The organism is Crossiella cryophila (genome assembly GCF_014204915.1).
Taxonomy (GTDB): Bacteria; Actinomycetota; Actinomycetes; order Mycobacteriales; family Pseudonocardiaceae; genus Crossiella; species Crossiella cryophila.
Window position 1 is genome coordinate 1,376,869 of the sequence record NZ_JACHMH010000001.1, and the last position, 17,476, is coordinate 1,394,344.

General features: G+C 70.5%; 19 protein-coding genes, 2 tRNA genes and 1 other RNA gene. 19 read left to right on the top strand and 3 right to left on the bottom strand.

Going from position 1 to position 17,476, the window contains the following annotated elements:
• Window positions 1-33: 33 nt before the first annotated feature.
• The 6 genes from HNR67_RS06500 to HNR67_RS06525 all read left to right on the top strand — a co-directional run bounded on the left by HNR67_RS06500 (window position 34) and on the right by HNR67_RS06525 (window position 4,508).
• Window positions 34-522: a tRNA adenosine deaminase-associated protein gene (locus HNR67_RS06500; RefSeq protein ID WP_185001190.1), complete on the top strand. Its 489-nt coding sequence runs from the start codon at window positions 34-36 to the stop codon at window positions 520-522.
• Between the two features lie 32 nt (window positions 523-554).
• A complete protein-coding gene (locus HNR67_RS06505) occupies window positions 555-995 on the top strand; it encodes a nucleoside deaminase (protein ID WP_185010238.1) in 441 nt (146 codons plus the stop codon).
• A 101-nt stretch (window positions 996-1,096) separates the two neighbouring features.
• Window positions 1,097-1,303 (top strand): CsbD family protein, encoded by a 207-nt coding sequence (locus HNR67_RS06510; RefSeq protein WP_185001191.1) that lies wholly within the window; start codon window positions 1,097-1,099, stop codon window positions 1,301-1,303.
• Between the two features lie 63 nt (window positions 1,304-1,366).
• A tRNA-Ser gene (locus tag HNR67_RS06515) sits at window positions 1,367-1,453 on the top strand.
• Between the two features lie 162 nt (window positions 1,454-1,615).
• Window positions 1,616-4,090: an endonuclease/exonuclease/phosphatase family protein gene (locus HNR67_RS06520; protein WP_185001192.1), complete on the top strand. Its 2,475-nt coding sequence runs from the start codon at window positions 1,616-1,618 to the stop codon at window positions 4,088-4,090.
• Window positions 4,091-4,106: 16 nt separating this feature from the next.
• Window positions 4,107-4,508, top strand: a complete 402-nt coding sequence (locus HNR67_RS06525; RefSeq protein ID WP_185001193.1) for a hypothetical protein — start codon at window positions 4,107-4,109, stop codon at window positions 4,506-4,508.
• Here the strand turns inward: HNR67_RS06525 and HNR67_RS06530 are convergent.
• A complete protein-coding gene (locus HNR67_RS06530) occupies window positions 4,480-4,869 on the bottom strand; it encodes a nucleotide pyrophosphohydrolase (protein ID WP_312986610.1) in 390 nt (129 codons plus the stop codon). The genes HNR67_RS06525 and HNR67_RS06530 overlap by 29 nt on opposite strands.
• Window positions 4,870-4,953: 84 nt before the next feature.
• Here HNR67_RS06530 and HNR67_RS06535 point away from each other — a divergent pair.
• Both HNR67_RS06535 and HNR67_RS06540 read left to right on the top strand, forming a co-directional pair.
• A tRNA-Ser gene (locus HNR67_RS06535) sits at window positions 4,954-5,038 on the top strand.
• Between the two features lie 174 nt (window positions 5,039-5,212).
• Window positions 5,213-5,854: a cyclodeaminase/cyclohydrolase family protein gene (locus tag HNR67_RS06540; RefSeq protein ID WP_185001194.1), complete on the top strand. Its 642-nt coding sequence runs from the start codon at window positions 5,213-5,215 to the stop codon at window positions 5,852-5,854.
• Here HNR67_RS06540 and HNR67_RS06545 read toward each other — a convergent pair.
• Window positions 5,826-6,359, bottom strand: a complete 534-nt coding sequence (locus HNR67_RS06545; protein ID WP_185001195.1) for a hypothetical protein — start codon at window positions 6,357-6,359, stop codon at window positions 5,826-5,828. The genes HNR67_RS06540 and HNR67_RS06545 overlap by 29 nt on opposite strands.
• A 75-nt stretch (window positions 6,360-6,434) precedes the next feature.
• On the opposite strand from HNR67_RS06545, the gene HNR67_RS06550 reads away from it, so the two are divergent.
• From HNR67_RS06550 to HNR67_RS06560, 3 genes are all read left to right on the top strand, one after another.
• Window positions 6,435-6,695 carry a Prokaryotic metallothionein gene (locus tag HNR67_RS06550; protein WP_185001196.1) on the top strand — a complete coding sequence of 87 codons (261 nt, stop codon included), beginning with the start codon at window positions 6,435-6,437 and terminating at the stop codon, window positions 6,693-6,695.
• 14 nt (window positions 6,696-6,709) lie between these two features.
• Window positions 6,710-6,804, top strand: an RNA gene (gene ffs, locus HNR67_RS06555) — signal recognition particle sRNA small type.
• 47 nt (window positions 6,805-6,851) lie between these two features.
• A complete protein-coding gene (locus HNR67_RS06560) occupies window positions 6,852-8,990 on the top strand; it encodes a DNA polymerase III subunit gamma and tau (RefSeq protein WP_185001197.1) in 2,139 nt (712 codons plus the stop codon).
• On the opposite strand, the gene HNR67_RS06565 is transcribed toward HNR67_RS06560, so the two are convergent.
• Entirely contained in the window at window positions 8,987-9,832 is an 846-nt protein-coding gene (locus HNR67_RS06565; protein WP_185010242.1) for an N-acetylmuramoyl-L-alanine amidase, read from the bottom strand. The genes HNR67_RS06560 and HNR67_RS06565 overlap by 4 nt on opposite strands.
• Before the next feature lie 129 nt (window positions 9,833-9,961).
• Here HNR67_RS06565 and HNR67_RS06570 point away from each other — a divergent pair, with 129 nt between their 5' ends.
• The 8 genes from HNR67_RS06570 (at window position 9,962) to HNR67_RS06605 (ending at window position 17,450) form a co-directional block, all read left to right on the top strand.
• Entirely contained in the window at window positions 9,962-10,291 is a 330-nt protein-coding gene (locus HNR67_RS06570) for a YbaB/EbfC family nucleoid-associated protein (RefSeq protein ID WP_221490490.1), read from the top strand.
• 16 nt (window positions 10,292-10,307) lie between these two features.
• Window positions 10,308-10,916 carry a recombination mediator RecR gene (recR, locus tag HNR67_RS06575; protein ID WP_185001199.1) on the top strand — a complete coding sequence of 203 codons (609 nt, stop codon included), beginning with the start codon at window positions 10,308-10,310 and terminating at the stop codon, window positions 10,914-10,916.
• Window positions 10,916-11,500 carry a uridine kinase family protein gene (locus HNR67_RS06580; protein ID WP_185001200.1) on the top strand — a complete coding sequence of 195 codons (585 nt, stop codon included), beginning with the start codon at window positions 10,916-10,918 and terminating at the stop codon, window positions 11,498-11,500. Before recR ends, HNR67_RS06580 begins: the two co-directional genes overlap by 1 nt.
• Window positions 11,501-11,646: 146 nt before the next feature.
• On the top strand, window positions 11,647-13,335 hold the full coding sequence (locus tag HNR67_RS06585; RefSeq protein ID WP_185001201.1) for an ABC transporter substrate-binding protein: 1,689 nt from the start codon (window positions 11,647-11,649) through the stop codon (window positions 13,333-13,335).
• Window positions 13,336-13,369: 34 nt separating this feature from the next.
• Window positions 13,370-14,377: an ABC transporter permease gene (locus HNR67_RS06590; RefSeq protein WP_185001202.1), complete on the top strand. Its 1,008-nt coding sequence runs from the start codon at window positions 13,370-13,372 to the stop codon at window positions 14,375-14,377.
• 11 nt (window positions 14,378-14,388) lie between these two features.
• Complete coding sequence (locus HNR67_RS06595) at window positions 14,389-15,321, top strand: ABC transporter permease (protein WP_185001203.1); 933 nt, start codon at window positions 14,389-14,391, stop codon at window positions 15,319-15,321.
• A 6-nt stretch (window positions 15,322-15,327) separates the two neighbouring features.
• Window positions 15,328-16,308 carry an ABC transporter ATP-binding protein gene (locus HNR67_RS06600; RefSeq protein ID WP_185001204.1) on the top strand — a complete coding sequence of 327 codons (981 nt, stop codon included), beginning with the start codon at window positions 15,328-15,330 and terminating at the stop codon, window positions 16,306-16,308.
• Window positions 16,305-17,450 (top strand): ABC transporter ATP-binding protein, encoded by a 1,146-nt coding sequence (locus HNR67_RS06605; RefSeq protein ID WP_185001205.1) that lies wholly within the window; start codon window positions 16,305-16,307, stop codon window positions 17,448-17,450. Before HNR67_RS06600 ends, HNR67_RS06605 begins: the two co-directional genes overlap by 4 nt.
• The last annotated feature ends 26 nt before the right edge of the window (window positions 17,451-17,476 follow it).

Consider the following 17,476-nt stretch of genomic DNA (forward strand, 5'->3'; position numbering starts at 1 on the left):
CGGGTTAAGCGTTATGCGCATAACGTGTGCCCCATGTCGGTGCAGGAGCCGGTAATCGGCTTCGCGGTTGCGGTGGTTCGTGAGGAAGGCCGTTGGCGGTGTGCGCCGATGGACAGTTCGGCGCTGGCCGACCTGGACGCGGCGATCACCGAACTGCGCAAGGCAAGGTCCACGGGCGCGGTGTTCGGCATGCTGGCCGTCGACGACGAGTTCTTCGTGCTCATCCGGCCGGCCCCCACCGGGGTGGCGCTGCTGCTCTCGGACGCGGGCGCCGGACTGGACTACGACGTGGCCGCCGACGTGCTGGACCAGCTCAGGGTCGAGCCGCCGGACCCCGACGACGAGGACATCTGGCCTGCCGGTGACTTCACCATGCTGGCCGACCTCGGCCTGCCGGAACCCGAGTTGCAGCTCATCGTGGACGACATCGACCTGTACCCGGACGAGCAGCTGATGATGATCGCCCAGCGCTGCGGGTTCGCCGAGGAGCTGAGCAAGGTCACCGAGCGGCTGCAGCAGTGACCGCACCGCCCTCGGCGGCGGACCTCGCGGCCATGCGCACCGCGCTGGAGGTGGCGCGCGGTGCGCTGGCCACCGGAGACGTGCCGATCGGCGCGGTGGTGCTGGCCCCTGACGGCCGGGAACTGGCCAGCGCGCACAACGCCCGCGAGGCGGCGGCCGACCCCACCGCGCACGCCGAGGTGCTGGCCCTGCGCGCCGCGGCCAGGGCCAACGGCGACGGCTGGCGCCTGGACGGCTGCACCCTGGTGGTGACCCTGGAGCCGTGCACGATGTGCGCGGGCGCGATCGTGCTGGCCAGGGTGGCCAGGGTGGTCTTCGGCGCCTGGGAGCCCAAGACCGGCGCGGCCGGTTCGCTGTGGGACGTGCTGCGCGATCGCAGGCTCAACCACCGCCCCGAGGTGCGCGGCGACGTGCTGGCCGCGGAGTCCGCCGCGCTGCTCGCGGAGTTCTTCCGGGACCACCGGGACGGGTGAGTCGGCTCACAAGGGCGTGATACCGGCGGAGAACGGGCACTCCGTACTGGGTGAGCGACCGGCTCGGAGCCGGTATCCGCCGAAGCTCGAAGGGAGCCCCCATGAGCGTGTTCGACAAGGCCAAGGACAAGGCTGAGCAGTTGGTCGGCCAGGCCAAGGAGAAGATCGGCCAGCTCACCGGCAACGAGGAGCTGGAGGCCGCTGGCAAGCGCGACCAGCTCACCGGTGAGGTCAAGGAGACCGCGCACGACGTGCGGGACAAGGCCGCCGAGGCAGTCCAGGATGTCAAGGACAAGTTCCAGAAGTAGCAGGTCAGCGCCTTGAAGAACCCGATTTCGGGTTCGTGGTGAACCTTCGGTATTGTTCTCGGCGGTGGCGTGTCCGAGCGGCCGAAGGAGCACGCCTCGAAAGCGTGTGAGGGTGCAAGCCCTCCGTGGGTTCAAATCCCACCGCCACCGCTCCGCGAGGGCCGGTTCCCATGAGGGACCGGCCCTCGCTTTATGTCCGGGCTGCCTCATGGGGATGACCTGCGGCAATCGTTAGGCGAACGCCTACCAAAGTTCACCCGATCAGGGAAAGATTCCTCCTCCCGACCCCGACCGGGAGGACAAGAGCTTCGGATGAGCTACCGCCGCCGAGTCTTATTTCCGCTGCTGGCCGCCTCGTGCGTGGCCGCGGCGCTGCCCGTGGGCGCCCTTGCCGCCCCGTCACCCGATGTGCTGATCGCCGAGGTCTACGGCGGGGGTGGCAACACCGGGGCCGTCCTCACCCATGACTTCATCGAGCTGGCCAACCCCGCCGCCGCACCGGTCGAGCTGACCGGCTGGAGCGTGCAGTACCTGACCGCCACCCCCTCGCCCACCTCCCGCTGGCAGGCGACCCCGCTGACCGGGTCGATCGCCGCCGGCAAGCGGTACCTGGTGGCCCAGGCCAAGGGCGCGGGCGGGACCACCGCGCTGCCCACCGCCGATGCCACCGGCACCCTGGCGCTGGGCGGGGCCGCGGGCACGGTCGCGCTGGTGCGCGGCACCGAGGCGCTGACCTGCCTGAGCGCGGCCGACTGCGCCGCGGACGCCCGGATCCGGGACCTCGTCGGCTACGGCAACGCCGTGGTCAGGGAGAACAGCCCGACCTCGGCCACCGCGAACGCCACCTCGGCCGCCAGGACCGCGCTGACCGACACCGACGACAACGCCGCGGACTTCGCCGTCGGCGAGCCGACGCCGGTCAACAGCAAGGGCGAGGGCCCCGGCGGTGGTGAGCCCGGTCCGCAGCCGCAGGCCGCGCGCATCCACCAGGTGCAGGGCAACACCAGGGTGTCCCCGTTGCGGGACAAGCTGGTCCAGGTGCCGGGTGTGGTCACCGCGGTGCGCTCGTTCGGTTCCGCGCGCGGGTTCTGGGTGCAGGACCCGAGCCCGGACAGTGATCCGCGCACCAGCGAGGGCCTGTTCGTGCACAACGGCTCGATCACCCCGGTGGTCGCCGTTGGCGATGACGTGCTGGTCACCGGCACGGTCACCGAGTTCTACCCGACCGCCAGCGGCGAGGACCCCCGGACCACGCCGAACCAGTCGGTCACCCAGCTCACCAAGGCGACCTGGACCGTGCGCGGCAGCGGGAACCCGTTGCCCGCGGCGGAGATCCTCCGGCCGGACACCGTGCCTGCCGCGCTGACCGCCACCCCCGGCGGCAGCATCGAGGCCCTGCCGCTGGAGCCTGCCAGGTACGCGCTGGACTTCCTGGAATCCCGCGAGGGCATGCGGCTGCGGGTCGAGGACGCGCGGGTGGTCGGCGCCACCGACGGCTTCAACGCGTTGTGGATCACCAGCAAGCCCGCGCAGAACACCACCGTGCGCGGCGGCACCGTGTACCCCTCCTACACCGACGCCAACAGCGGCCGGATCAAGGTCGAGTCGCTGCTGCCCTTCGCCCAGCGGCCCTTCCCCAAGGCCAACGTGGGCGATCAGCTCAAGGGCGTCACCGAGGGACCGCTGGACTACAGCCGGTTCGGCGGTTACGTGCTGCAGGCCAGCGCGCTCGGCGAGCACCTCGCCGGGAATCTGGCCCGCGAGGTCACCCGCAAGCAGCGTGACCACGAGCTGGCGGTGGCCACCTACAACGTGGAGAACCTCTCGCCGGTCGACCCGCAGGCCAAGTTCGAGGCACTGGCCAACGGCATCGTCCGGCACCTGGCCAGCCCGGATGTCGTTGTGCTGGAAGAGATCCAGGACGACAACGGCCCGGCCAACGACGCCGTGGTCACCGCCGATGCCACGCTGAAGAAGTTCACCGAGGTGATCGCCGCGGCCGGTGGGCCCAGGTACGAGTGGCGGCAGATCAACCCCAACGACGACCAGGACGGCGGCCAGCCCGGCGGCAACATCCGGGTCGGCTTCCTGTTCAACCCGGCCCGGGTGTCCTTTGTGGACCGTCCGGGTGGGGACTCGAACACCCCGGTCAAGGTGGTCAGGCAGCACGGCAGGGCGGCGCTGTCGGTCTCGCCCGGCCGGATCGAACCGGCCAACGAGGCGTGGGCGAACAGCCGCAAGCCGCTGGTCGGCGAGTTCCGCTTCCCGGCCCGCGGACCGTTGGCGCGCACCGTGTTCGTGGTGGCCAACCACTTCGCCTCCAAGGGCGGGGACCAGCCGCTGCACGGCCGGATCCAGGAGCCGAACCGGACCTCGGAGGTCCAGCGGGTCAAGCAGGCGGTGCTGCTGCGTGGTTTCGTCGACTCGCTGCGCGCGGTGGAGAAGGACGCCAACCTGGTCGTCGCCGGCGACCTCAACGACTTCCTGTTCTCCCCGACGCTGACCACCCTGCTCAACGGCCCCGCCCTGCACGCGCCCATGAACGACCTGCCGCCCGGCGAGCGCTACAGCTACGTCTTCGACGGCAACTCGCAGACGCTGGACCACATCCTGGTCAACCGCAAGCTGGACCGGCGGGTGGACTACGACGTGGTGCACATCAACGCCGAGTTCCACGAGCAGGCCAGCGACCACGATCCGCAGCTGGTCCGCTTCCGCCCGCGCACCGGCCTGCCACTGGTCGACGCGCTGGAGGACCTGATCGATTGTCTGCAACCGAAGAAGTGAGCGGGGAGGGAATCGGATGCGGGTGCGGGCTCAGCTCGGCGTCGCCGGGCTGCTGGTCCTGCTCGGGGTGCTGCTCATCGCGGCCCCGCTGGACGGACCCATGGTGGTCGAGGGCACGCTGATCGAGTTCGGCCCGCACCGCCCCATCCCGACCACGATCGACCTGGCCGGGCTCGCGGTGTGCGCCGCGGGCCTGGTCTGGTTGCTGGTGCTGCTGATCCGCTACCTGCCCGCGATCCGCCGCTGCCTCGGCGAACGCACCGTGTTCAGCGCAGGCCTGGTCGCGGGCTTCGGCTTCGGCCTGCTGCTGTGCGCCACCGCGGCCGGCCTGCCCGGCTGGTGGATCGTGGGCGGCGCCCTGGTCGGCACCGTGCTGGTGGTGCTCTCGATCAGCCTTGCGCTGCGGGCCCCGGACTGACCCCGGGCAACCGGGTGTACTTGGTCAGCTCAGTACGCCCCTTGACCAGCTCCACCGGGTACCGGGCCGCGTTCACCGCGCCCTTCTCCTGCATCGCCGCCACCAGGTCCACCTCCAGCACGGTGGCCAGCCGCAGCAGGTAGGCCAGCACATCGGCCATCTCATGCCGGACCCGCTCGGCCTGCTCCGGCCGGCTCATCACCTGCCACGCCTCGTCATCGGTGAGCCACTGGAAGATCTCCGCCAGCTCCCCCACCTCGCCGACCAGCGCCATGGCCAGGTTCTTCGGCGTGTGGAACCGATCCCAGTTCCGCTCGGCCACAAACCGGCCCACCATCGCCTGCAACTCGCTGATCTCCACCGCCGAAGTCTAGAACCGGCCCGCCCGCGACCCGCTGACCTGCCGTTTTGGCTGGTCAAACCTGACTCCGGTAAGGTTCGCGACGGAGGATTCGCATAGTGGCCTAGTGCGCACGATTGGAAATCGTGTTGGGATAAAACCCTCGGGGGTTCAAATCCCCCATCCTCCGCTCAGGCCAGCGGCCCCGGACGTCACGAACGTCCGGGGCCGTTGCCGTTGGCCGGTACGGGCAGGACAGTGGCCACTCGCAGACATGGGGAGAACACCCCATTGCCCCTACGCCCGATGGGGTGATCGACTGCACCCGTCCGGATGACTGGGGTCAGGCAGGAGGAGTGCCCGGTTGCGCACCGAACAGGTTGAGGACTGGTTGTCCCGGCTGGCTTCGGCCGGTCCCGCGCCCGGAGGGGGTGCGGCGGCCGCGATGCACGCGGCGATGGCGGCGGCGCTGGTGGAGATGGTCTGCAACTTCACCGTGGGGCGGCCGAACTACGCCGAGCACGAGTCGCTGGTCCGGCGGGTCTGCGAGGAGGCGACGGAGCTGCGGCGGCAGGCGGTGGAGCTGGCCGACGCGGACGCGCGGGCCTTCACCGCGGTGACCGAGGCGTACAAGCTGTCCAAGGACTCCGAGCACGACCGGATGGCGCGGGCCGCGGCCATCCAGGGCGCGCTGGTGATGGCCGCGGCGGTGCCGGTGCGTACCGCGGAGGTGGCCTCCAGGGTGCTGGAGCTGGTCGAGCGGATCATCGGGCGGTCCAACGCCTCGGTGCTCTCCGACCTGGCCGTGTCCGCCTCCTCGGCGGGGGCGGCGCTGGCCTCGGCCTCGGTGCACGTTGAGGTCAACCGGGCCTCGATCAACTCACCCGAGGTGGCCGACCGGCTCGGGGACGCGGTGGCCAGGATCGAGAAGGCCATCGAGTCCGCGCACCGGATCTCCACCGACGTGCGGGTGCGGATCAGCCGGGCAACCCCAGCGGCTCGGTGATCCGCAGCTCCCGGTCCAGCAACCGGACCACTTCCTCGGCCCGCTCCGGCGGCGTCCAGTTCGGCACCAGGCCGAGGAAGTCGGTCAGGTCGCGTTGCACCGCCAGCAGCAGGGCGGGCAGTTCCGCGGCCGGCAGGTCGATGCGGACCGGGGCGGGGTCGCTGTCCACGTGCACCTGGACCACGCCCTCGCGCAGTTCGGCCCAGGAATCGGGGGAGTGGCCCAGGTTGGCCTTGTGGCCGGTGAGCACGGCGGCCCACTCCGTCCACGCCTCCAGTCCGCAGCAGCAGCTCGGCTCGATCACCGCGCCGGTGGCCGGGTCGCTGACCAGCAGGCCGCCGGCGACCACGATCCCGTCGGAGTCCAGCAGCGCGGTCAGCGGGTCGGCCTCGTCGTCGAGGTAACCGGCCATCCGGGTCATCACCTGGTCCAGCTCGGCCGGGGTCAGCCTGCCGGAGAGCGGCAGGAAGCTGAGGTCGTCGAGTTCGATCACCGGTCGCAGCACGCCGCCAGTCTGCGCGCGTTCACTCCTTCGGGCACTCCAATTGCCGGTGCCCGGCCCCGGGGGGAAGCTGCGCGCATGGCGACCTGTGACGTGTGTGGCAACGACTACTGGATGTCCTTCGAGGTCCGCACGGTCGGCGGCGGCGTGCACACCTTCGACTCGTTCGAGTGCGCCATCCAGCGCCTGGCCCCCAGCTGCGAGCACTGCGGCTGCCGGGTGATCGGGCACGGGGTGGAGGTCGAGGGCCGGTTCTTCTGCTGCGCGCACTGCGCCCGAAGTGGGGCTTCGGGCCTTGGCGAACAGATTCGGGACACCGTGGGCGCGCACCCGGGATGACCCGCTACACTGACCGTGGACCTCATGCGGCGTCCATCCTGTGAACCTCCCCAGGGCCGGAAGGCAGCAAGGATAAGCGGGCTCTGACGGGTGCGTGAGGTCCCCTTTTTTTGCCCAAAACCGGGCTGTCGGTGGGGGCCGGTAAGGTCTCGATCCGTGGCACTCGCCCTTTACCGCAAGTACCGTCCGGCGACCTTCGCCGAGGTTGTCGGGCAGGAGCATGTCACCGAGCCGCTGCGCACCGCGCTGGCCGCCGGCCGGATCAACCACGCGTACCTGTTCTCCGGCCCGCGTGGCTGTGGCAAGACCTCCTCCGCCCGGATCATGGCCCGCTCGCTGAACTGCGAGCGCGGGCCGACACCTGATCCGTGCGGGGTGTGCAACTCCTGCGTGAACCTCGCGCCGGAGGGCGCAGGCAGCGTGGACGTGGTCGAGCTGGACGCGGCCAGTCACGGTGGGGTGGACGACACCCGTGAACTGCGCGACCGGGCCTTCTACGCGCCCGCCGAATCGCGCTACCGGGTGTTCATCATCGATGAGGCGCACATGGTCACCACGCAGGGCTTCAACGCCCTGCTGAAGATCGTGGAGGAGCCGCCGGAACACCTGATCTTCATCTTCGCCACCACCGAGCCGGAGAAGGTGCTCGGCACCATCCGCTCCCGCACGCACCACTACCCGTTCCGGCTGATCCCGCCGGGGGCGATGCGCGCGCTGATCGAGCGCAACTGCGTCGACGAGGGCGTCGCGGTGGAGCCCGCGGTGTTCCCGCTGGTCATCCGGGCCGGTGGCGGATCCGCGCGGGACACCCAGTCGGTGCTGGACCAGCTGCTGGCCGGGGCAGGGCCGGGTGGGGTCACCTACGACCGGGCGATCTCGCTGCTCGGGGTCACCGACGTGGCGTTGATCGACGACGCGGTGGACGCGCTGGCCGCCGGGGACGGGGCCGAGGTGTTCGGCGTGGTCGACCGGCTGGTCGAGGCCGGGCACGATCCGCGTCGCTTCGCCGCCGACCTGCTGGACCGGCTGCGGGACCTGGTGCTGCTGGCCGCGGTGCCCGAGGCCATTCAGCGCGGGCTGATCGACGTGCCAGAAGAACAACTCACCCGGATGTCGGCGCAGGTCGAGCGGCTCGGGCCGGGCACGTTGACCCGGTTCGCCGAGATCGTGCACACCGGGCTGACCGAGATGCGTGGGGCCACCGCGCCCCGGCTGGTGCTGGAACTGCTGTGCGCGCGGATGCTGCTGCCCTCGGTCTCCGACGCCGAATCCGCCCTGCTGCAACGACTTGAGCGGCTGGAACGCCGGGCCACGGTCGCCGCGCCGGTCTCGGCGGCTGAGGCCGGACTGCAGGCCGCGGTCGCCCAGGCGCCGGCCGCGCAGGCTCCCGCGGCCCAGGCTCCGGCTGTGCAGGCGCCGGTGGCGCAGGCTTCAGGGGCGCAGGCTCCCGCTGGGGACCGGCCGACCTTCCAGCGGCGTTCGCAGCAGCCGGAGGCCCCGGCCGCCGCGCCGCCAGCCCCGGCTCCGGCCGCCCCGCAGCGTCCGGCTCAGCCGCCGGCCGCCGCACCGCAGCCCGCCGAGGCGCCCGCGCAGCGGCCTGCCGAACCGCCCGCCGCCGCTTGGCCCGCAACGCATTCCGCGGAAGCGCAGGCCAGCGCCCCGCCCGCGGCCCAGCCCGGTCCGGCCGCCCAGCCCGCGGTGCCGGCCGCGGCGCCCACGGTGGCCGCTGGTGGGCTGGACGCCGCCGCGCTCCGGCGGGTCTGGTCCGAGCTGCTGGCCGCCGTGCGCGGCAAGAGCCGCAGCACCGAGGCGATGCTGACCAACGCCATCGTGCAGTCGGTGGACGGTGAGACCGTGGTGCTCACCCACACCGCCGAACCGCTGGCCCGCAGGCTCTCCGACAGCCGCAACGCCGAGGTCATCGCCGAGGCGCTGACCAGCGTGGTCGGCGGCCGCTGGCGGGTCACCTGCGTGCACGGCGACGCCGCGCCGGCCGCGCCCAGCGGGGGCAACGGCGGGGCCCGCCCGGCCCAGGCCAAGCAGCCGCTGACCCGGCCCAGCCAGGGCAACCGGCCGGTGGCCGAACCCGCACCGGCGCCCGCGCCGACGCCTGCCCCGTTGCCGGAGCCGGACATCCCGCTGCCGCCGGAGCCCGACGAGCCGGAGGACACCGAGGCGATGATCGCCGAGTCCACCGCGCTGGACGAGTCCGTGGTGATCCGCAACAACCACGAGGAGAGCACCATCGCGCTGGTCACCCAGCACCTCGGGGCCCGGCGGATCGAGAAGGGCTAGGCCAGGTACCGCAAGAGGCCCTCGGCGATGGCGCTGGCGTACTTCTGCCTGCCCTCGGGGCTGGCGGCCAGTGCGGCCTCGGTGGCATCGCGCATGTTCGCGCACTCGACCATGATCGCCGGGCGGGTGGACAGGTTCAGGCCCGCGATGTCGTCGCGGCCGTTGAGCCCGGCCTTGCCGGTGTAGTTGGACAGCGGGATGCCGCCGTCCCGCATGGCGTCCCGGACCGCGGCGGCCAGCTTGTTCGACGGCGCGCCCTGGGCCGGGTTCAGCGGCGGGTTCGAGTAGATGATGTGGAAGCCGTGGTGGCCCGCGGTGGTGGAGCCGTCGGAGTGGATGGAGACCACCGCGTCCGCGTTCGCCCGGTTGCCGATCTCGGCCCGCTCGTTCACGCACGGGCCGACGCCGGTGTCGTTGGGGCGGGTCAGTTCCACCCGCACGCCCTTGGCGGTCAGCGCGGCCTTGACCCGGTTGGCCACGTCCCAGGTGAAGGCGTGTTCGGTGTAGCCGGCGTTGGTCTGGGTGCCGGTGGTGTTGCACGGCTTTCCCTTGCCCCGCCCGGCCGGCACCGGCTTGTTGATCACGGCCGGGTTCTTGCCGTTGCCGCCGTTGTGACCGGGGTCGAGCACCACGACCTTGCCCTTGGCCGGGGGCGGCGGCTGCCCGGCGGAGGAACTCGGCGGTGGCGGCGCGCTGCTCGGCTGGGTGGCCGGGGTGCTGGATTCCGGTGGGGTGGTGGCCTCCGTGCTCGTGGTCGGAGTGGCGCCGGAGGTGGCGGCTGGTTCGCCGTTGCCGCAGGCGACCAGGGCGGTCACGGCCAGCGCCAGGGCCAGCGGAGTCATCAGGGAGGCACGGTGCACGCCCCCCAAGGTGCCAGACACCGCGCGGCTACCCTGGTCACCACGCCAGAAAGGGCGCGGACGACGGTCCGCGCAGCGAGAGGAGCCACCGTGCTACCCGGCCAGCCGAACATGCAGCAGATCATGGAGCAGGCGCAGCGCATGCAGGAGCAGCTCATGACTGCCCAGCAGGAGCTTGCCGAGGCCGAGGTGACCGGCACCGCCGGCGGCGGCCTGGTGGTCGCCACCGTCGCGGGCACCGGCGAGCTGAAGGCGCTGGAGATCGACCCGAAGGTGGTCGACCCCGAGGACACCGAGACCCTGGCCGACCTGGTGGTGGCCGCGGTGCGCGATGCCAACCGCGCGGTGGCCGAGCTGACCGCGCAGAAGATGGGCCCGCTGGCCGGTGGCCTCGGCGGCGGACTGGACCTGGGCGGCCTCGGCCTGCCCGGCGGTCTGTAGCCGGAACAGGACGGCTGTGTACGAAGGACCGGTACAGGACCTGATCGACGAACTCGGGCGGCTGCCAGGGGTCGGGCCCAAGAGCGCCCAGCGGATCGCCTTCCACCTGCTCGCCGCCGAGCCCGCGGACATCTCGCGGCTGCAGGAGGTGCTGCAGAAGGTCAAGGAGGGCGTGCAGTTCTGCGAGATCTGCGGCAACGTCTCCGAAGAGGCGACCTGCCGCATCTGCAAGGACACCCGGCGCGACATCAGTCTGGTGTGCGTGGTCGAGGAGCCCAAGGACGTGCTCGCGGTGGAGCGCACCCGGGAGTTCAAGGGCCGCTACCACGTGCTCGGCGGCGCGCTGGACCCGTTGTCCGGCATCGGCCCTGACCAGCTGCGCATCCGCGAGCTGCTGCGCCGGATCGGCGGCGACGAGGGCGGGGTGCAGGTCGCCGAGGTGATCATCGCGACCGACCCGAACACCGAGGGCGAGGCCACCGCCACCTACCTGGTGCGGATGTTGCGTGATTTCCCCGGCCTCACCGTCACCCGGCTCGCCTCCGGGTTGCCGATGGGCGGTGACCTGGAGTTCGCCGACGAGCTGACCCTGGGCCGCGCGCTCTCCGGCCGCCGCGCGATGTAGTGCACGGGGCAGAGATCGAGCAGGCAGCCGGGCTGCTGCTGGCCGCGCCACCGCGGCTGGGGGCGGTCCGGCTGCTCGCCGTCGACGGTCCCTCCGGCTCCGGCAAGTCCACCCTGGCCGACGCGCTGGCCACCGAGTTGCGCGGCCGCGGCCACCACACCGCGCTGGTCCGCTCCGATGAATTCGCCACCTGGGACGATCCGGTCTCCTGGTGGCCAAGGCTGACCGAGGGCGTGCTGGAACCGTTGCGCCGCGCCGAATCCGGCCGCTACCAGCGCACCGCGTGGACCGGCGGCCTGCCGCACCCCGGCGACTGGATCACCCTGCCGGTGCCGGAGATCCTGCTGCTGGAGGGCGTCTCCACCGGCCGCCGCAGCCTCACCCCGCTGCTGTCCGCGCTGGTGTGGGTCGAGCTGGCCGATCCCGGCCGCCGACTGGAACGCGCGGTGACCAGAGATGGCGACATGTGCCGTAACCCACTGCTCCGCTGGCAGCGCTTCGAACGGGGGTGGTTCGGTGTGGACGACACGCGCGAACGCGCGGATCTCCGGGTGAACGCGGACGGTCACCGCAAGATCGGGTGAAACCCTCGTAAAACTCCGTAGAATTCACCCGACCTGATGACGGCTGACGTGGCCGTATCGTGACCTTCGCATCGTCGGTAGGGCCACATGGACGGGTTAGTGTCGGCGACCACACCATGTGACATCGGACCCATGAGGTGCGCGAGATGCCCAAGATTGACATGACACGGGGGTCGACGCTGCGCAAGCTGACCATTGTCGGCGTCGCCAGTATCACCGCCCTGTCCCTGGCTGCGTGCGCGCAGTCGCAGCGCGACCCGGGCAACCAGGGGGGCAAGACCGGCGGGACACTGACTTTCGGCGCCGAGGGCAAGCCGAAGCTGTTCGACCCGTTCTACGCCACCGACGGTGCCACTTTCCGTATTTCCCGCCAGGTCTTCGAAGGCCTGGTCGGCTTCAAGCCGGGCTCGGCCGAGGCCGGACCCGAGCTGGCCACCAAGTGGGAGTCCAGCACGGACGGCAAGTCCTGGACCTTCACCCTCAAGCAGGGCGTGAAGTTCCACGACGGCACCGACTTCAACGCCGAGGCTGCCTGCTTCAACTTCAACCGCTGGTACAACCAGAAGGGCGCCGGGCAGTCCAGCTCGGTCTCCGAGTACTGGGTGGACAACTTCGGCGGCTTCGCCGACGGCGCCAAGCCCTCGCTGTTCAAGTCCTGCACCGTCAAGGACGCCCAGAACATCGTGGTGGAGCTGACCGGCGCGTCCTCGAAGTTCCCCGACGTGCTCGGCCTGCCCTCCTTCTCCATGCAGAGCCCGACCGCGATGCAGAAGTACAACGCGGACAACGTGGTCGCGCAGGGGGAGAGCTTCATCTTCCCCGAGTACGCGATGAAGCAGCCGACCGGCACCGGCCCGTTCAAGTTCGTCAACTACGACACGACGAACAACCTCATCGAGCTGGGCCGCTTCGACGGCTACCACGGTGACAAGGCCAAGCTGGACAAGCTGAACTTCAAGGTCATCGCCGACGAGACCGCGCGCAAGCAGGCACTGCAGAGCGGCGACATCGACGGCTACGACTACCCGGCGCCCGCTGACTGGGCCAAGCTGAAGACCGACGGCTTCCAGGTCGTGCCGCGGGACGCGTTCAACGTCATGTACCTGGGCATCACGCAGAAGAACAACGCGAAGCTGCAGGACTTCCGGGTGCGCAAGGCCATCTCGATGGCCATCAACCGGGAGCAGCTGGTCAAGTCGCAGCTGCCGGAGACCGCCACGGTCGCCACCCAGTTCATGCCCAAGATCGTGCAGGGCTACAACCCGAACGTGAAGCCGATCGAGTACAGCCCGGAGAAGGCCAAGGCCCTGCTGGCCGAGGCAGGCGCGAGCAACCTCGAGGTCAACTTCTGGTGGCCCAGCGAGGTCACCCGGCCGTACATGCCGAACCCGCAGGACATCTTCGGCGCGATCGCGGCTGACCTGCGCAACGTCGGCATCAAGCTGAACGTGGTCACCAAGCCGTGGAACGGCGGCTACCTGACCGAGATCGACCAGGCCAAGGCCGACCTGTTCCTGCTCGGCTGGACCGGCGACCAGAGCGCCGCGGCGAACTGGATCGGCACCTTCTTCGGCAACGCGGAGAACCGCTTCTACACCAAGTCCTCCCCCTGGGGCGAGGACCTGGCCAAGCGGCTGGACGCGGCGGACGTGACCGCGGACAAGGCACAGCGCGAGAAGCTCTACCAGGAGCTGAACCGCCAGATCGTGGAGGAGTACCTGCCCGCGGTCCCGCTCTCGCACTCCCCGCCCGCGTTCGTGCTCAAGAAGGACGTCAAGAACCTGACGCCCAGCCCGCTGACCGCCGAGGAGTTCAGCCCCGTTACCAAGGGCTGAGCTGCTACTCCCACCACGAAACAGGATCTGACAGGTGCTCCGCTACACCGTGCGGCGGCTCCTCCAGCTCGTCCTCGTCGTCGGTGTGCTCTCGCTGCTGCTCTTCGCCTGGCTGCGTTCACTTCCAGGAGGGCCGGTCTCGGCCCTCCTGGGGGAGCGCGGCACCGAGGAGTCGCGGCGGGAGCTCACCGCGTTGCTGGGGCTGGACCAGCCGATCTACGTGCAGTACTTCAAGTTCCTCGGTCGCGCCCTCTCGGGTGACTTCGGCACCTCGCTCGGCGTGCAGCCGGGCACCACGGCCGTCGATCTCTTCCTGGAACGCTTCCCGGCCACGCTGGAGCTGAGCTTCTGCGCGATCGTGCTCGCGATCGCGGCAGGCATCCCGCTCGGTTACCTGGCCGCCCGCAGGCGCGGCCGCTGGTTCGACAACGCAGGCGTCATCGGCTCGCTCATCGGTGTGGCCGTGCCGGTCTTCTTCCTCGCGTTCGTGCTCAAGCACATCTTCGCGGTCGAGCTGCAGTGGCTGCCCTCTGCCGGACGGCAGGACGACATCAGTGCCACCCGCGTCACCGGGTTCTACGTCTTCGACGGGATCATCACCGGTGAGTGGGACGCGGTCTGGAACTCCCTCGAGCACCTCATCCTGCCCTCGATCGCGCTGGCCACCATCCCGTTCGCGGTGATCTTCCGGATCACCAGGGCCGCGGTGCTGGACGTGCTGGACGAGGACTACGTGCGGACCGCCGAGTCCAAGGGCCTGACCGCGCAGGTGGTGCGGCGCAGGCACGTGCTGCGCAACGCGATGCTGCCGGTGGTCACCACGATCGGCCTGCAGACCGGCGCGTTGCTGGCGGGGGCGGTGCTGACCGAGAAGGTCTTCTCCTTCCCCGGCCTCGGCGAGGCGCTGGCGCTGGGCTTCGAGCGCAGGGACTACCCGGTGCTCCAGGTGCTGATCATCGTGGCCGCCATGGTCTACGTGTTCGTCAACCTGCTCGTCGACCTCTCGTACGCGCTGATCGACCCGCGCGTGCGGACCCGCTGAGAGGAGGGGACATGCCAAGCAAGACCAAGATCGACGATCTGGCGTCCTCCACCGCGGAGACGCAGGTGGACACCGGGGTCAGTCTGGCCGCCAGCGCCTGGCGCAGGCTGCGCCGCAATCCGGTCTTCCTGACCGGCGCGGTGATCATCCTGCTGTTCGTGCTGATCGCGCTGCTGGCCCCGCTGCTCGCCCCGCACGACCCGGCCGCGCGGCTGCTGGCCGACCAGGTCATCAAGGCGCGCAACGAGATCCCGGCGGTCCAGCCCGGACACATCCTGGGCGGTGACCTGCAGGGCCGGGACTTCTTCTCCCGGTTGCTGGTCGGATCCCAGCAGACGCTGCTGGTCGGCGTGCTGGCCACGCTGATCGGCCTGATCGGCGGCCTGATCATGGGCACGCTGGCCGGTGCGCTCGGCGGCTGGGTGGACTCGCTGGTGATGCGCGCGGTGGACGTCATGCTGTCCATCCCCAGCCTGCTGCTGGCGGTCTCCATCGGCCTGTTGTTCACCCAGGCCAACCAGTTCACCGTGATCCTCGCGGTGGCGATCGTGCAGATCCCCATCTTCGCCCGGCTGCTGCGCGGCTCGATGCTGGCCCAACGGCACAGCGACCACGTGCTGGCCGCGCGGGCGCTGGGCGTGAAACCGGCCGCGATCGTGTTCCGGCACATGCTGCCCAACTCGCTCGGCCCGGTGATCGTGCAGTCCACCCTGGTGCTGGCGGTGGCCATCATCGACGCGGCGGCGCTGTCCTTCCTCGGCCTCGGCAACCCCGATGACAACATCCCGGAGTGGGGCCAGATGCTCGGCGGCTCCCAGACGGTGATCGACAGTCACCCGGGGCTGGCGTTCTGGCCTGCAGGCTGCATCGTCGTGGTCGCCCTCGGCTTCACCCTGATGGGCGAGTCGCTGCGCGATGCCCTCGATCCCAAGAACAGGCGGTGAATCCCCATGGCGCTGCTTGAGGTTCGTGACCTCAGCGTGGTCTTCCAGCGACACGGCGAGGAGCCGTTCGCCGCGGTCGACGGGGTCAGTTTCGACGTGGCTCCCGGCCAGACGGTCGGGCTGGTCGGTGAGTCCGGCTGCGGCAAGTCGGTGACCTCGCTGGCCATCATGGGCCTGCTGCCCAAGCGCGGGGCCAAGGTCGGCGGTTCGGTGAAGTTCGAGGACACCGAGCTGTTGTCGTTGTCGGACAAGCAGATGCGTGACCGGCGCGGCCGGGACCTGGGCATGGTCTTCCAGGACCCGCTGTCCTCGCTGAACCCGGTGATCCCGATCGGCATCCAGGTCACCGAGGTGCTGGAGCGGCACCGCGGCATGCCGCGCAAGCAGGCCATGGGCGAGGCCAAGGACCTGCTGGACAAGGTCGGCATCCCGGACCCGACCCGGCGGCTGACCGAGTACCCGCACCAGCTCTCCGGCGGCATGCGGCAGCGCGCGCTGATCGCGATGGCGCTGGCCTGCCGTCCCCGGCTGCTGATCGCGGACGAGCCGACCACCGCGCTGGATGTCACCATCCAGGCGCAGATCCTGGCCCTGCTCAAGGAACTCGTGCAGGACACCGAGACCGCGCTGATCATGATCACGCACGACCTCGGCGTGGTGGCCGGGCTGTGCGATGAGGTCAACGTGCTCTACGGCGGCCGGGTGGTCGAGCGCGGGCGGCGGCACGAGCTGTTCGCCACGCCCAAACACCCTTACACGCACGGGCTGCTGGCCTCGATCCCGCGACTGGACGCCCCGCGCGGGGAGAAGCTGGTGCCGATCCGCGGTTCGGTGGCCGACAACATCCCGTGGACGCACGCGTGCGCCTTCGCGCCGCGCTGCCCGAACGCGCTGGACACCTGCGTCGAGGTGACCCCGGCGATGGAGTCCGAGGCGGATCGGTTGCTGCGCTGCCACAACCCGGTCCAGCAGGAGGTATCGGCATGACCGCCCCGGCCGAGACTGCCACCGGAGTGTCCACTGTGGACGATGCTCTGGTCACGGTGGAGGGACTCAAGGTCCACTTCCCGATCAAGCGCGGGGTCATCCTGGACCGCACGGTCGGCTACGTCTACGCGGTGGACGGCATCGACCTGTCGGTGCGCCGCGGCGAGACCTACGGCCTGGTCGGCGAATCCGGCTGCGGCAAGTCCACCTTCGGGCGGGCGCTGCTCAAGCTCACCCCGCCCACCGCGGGCAAGGTGGTCTTCGACGGCGTGGACCTGTCCTCGCTCAAGGGCGAGCCGCTGCGGAAGATGCGCCGCCGGATCCAGATGATCTTCCAGGACCCGCTGTCCTCGCTGGACCCGCGCCAGTCGGTGGAGTCCATCCTGGTGGAGGGCCTGCGCGCGCACGATCTGGACAAGGGCAAGGCGGAGACCAGCAAGCGCCTGCGGGAGCTGCTGACCTCGGTCGGCCTGCCCAGCACGGCACTGCGCAAGTACCCGCACGAGTTCTCCGGCGGCCAGCGGCAGCGCATCGGCATCGCCCGCGCGCTGACCGTGGAGCCGGACCTGATCGTGGCCGACGAGCCGGTGTCCGCACTGGACGTCTCGGTGCAGGCCCAGGTGGTCAACCTGCTGGAGGACCTGCAGGAACAGCTCGGCCTGACCTACCTGGTGATCGCGCACGACCTGGCCGTGGTCCGGCACATCTCCGACCGGGTCGGCGTGATGTACCTGGGCGGACTGGTCGAGGAAGCCGGTTCGGACACCCTCTACGCGGATCCGCTGCACCCCTACACCCGGGCGCTGCTGTCCGCGGTGCCGGTGCCGGACCCGCTGCTGGAGGACCGTCGCGAGCGCATCCTGCTGGCGGGCGACCTGCCCTCACCGGCCAACCCGCCCACCGGCTGCCGGTTCCACACCCGGTGCCCGTGGCGGCAGGCCAAGCGCTGCGACACCGAACGGCCGGTCCTGCGCGAGATCGCGCCGGGACACAAGGTGGCCTGCCACTACGCCGAGGACATCAAGGCGGGGCGGATCCGGGCGCACGAGGTCGAGCCGATCCTGGTGCAGGCCGATGACGGCATCTCGCCGGACACCGCGCTGACCGGGCCCGCCTCGGTCACCGAAGTGCTCGGGCCCTAGCCGCCGAGCTTCTGTCACCCTGGTTC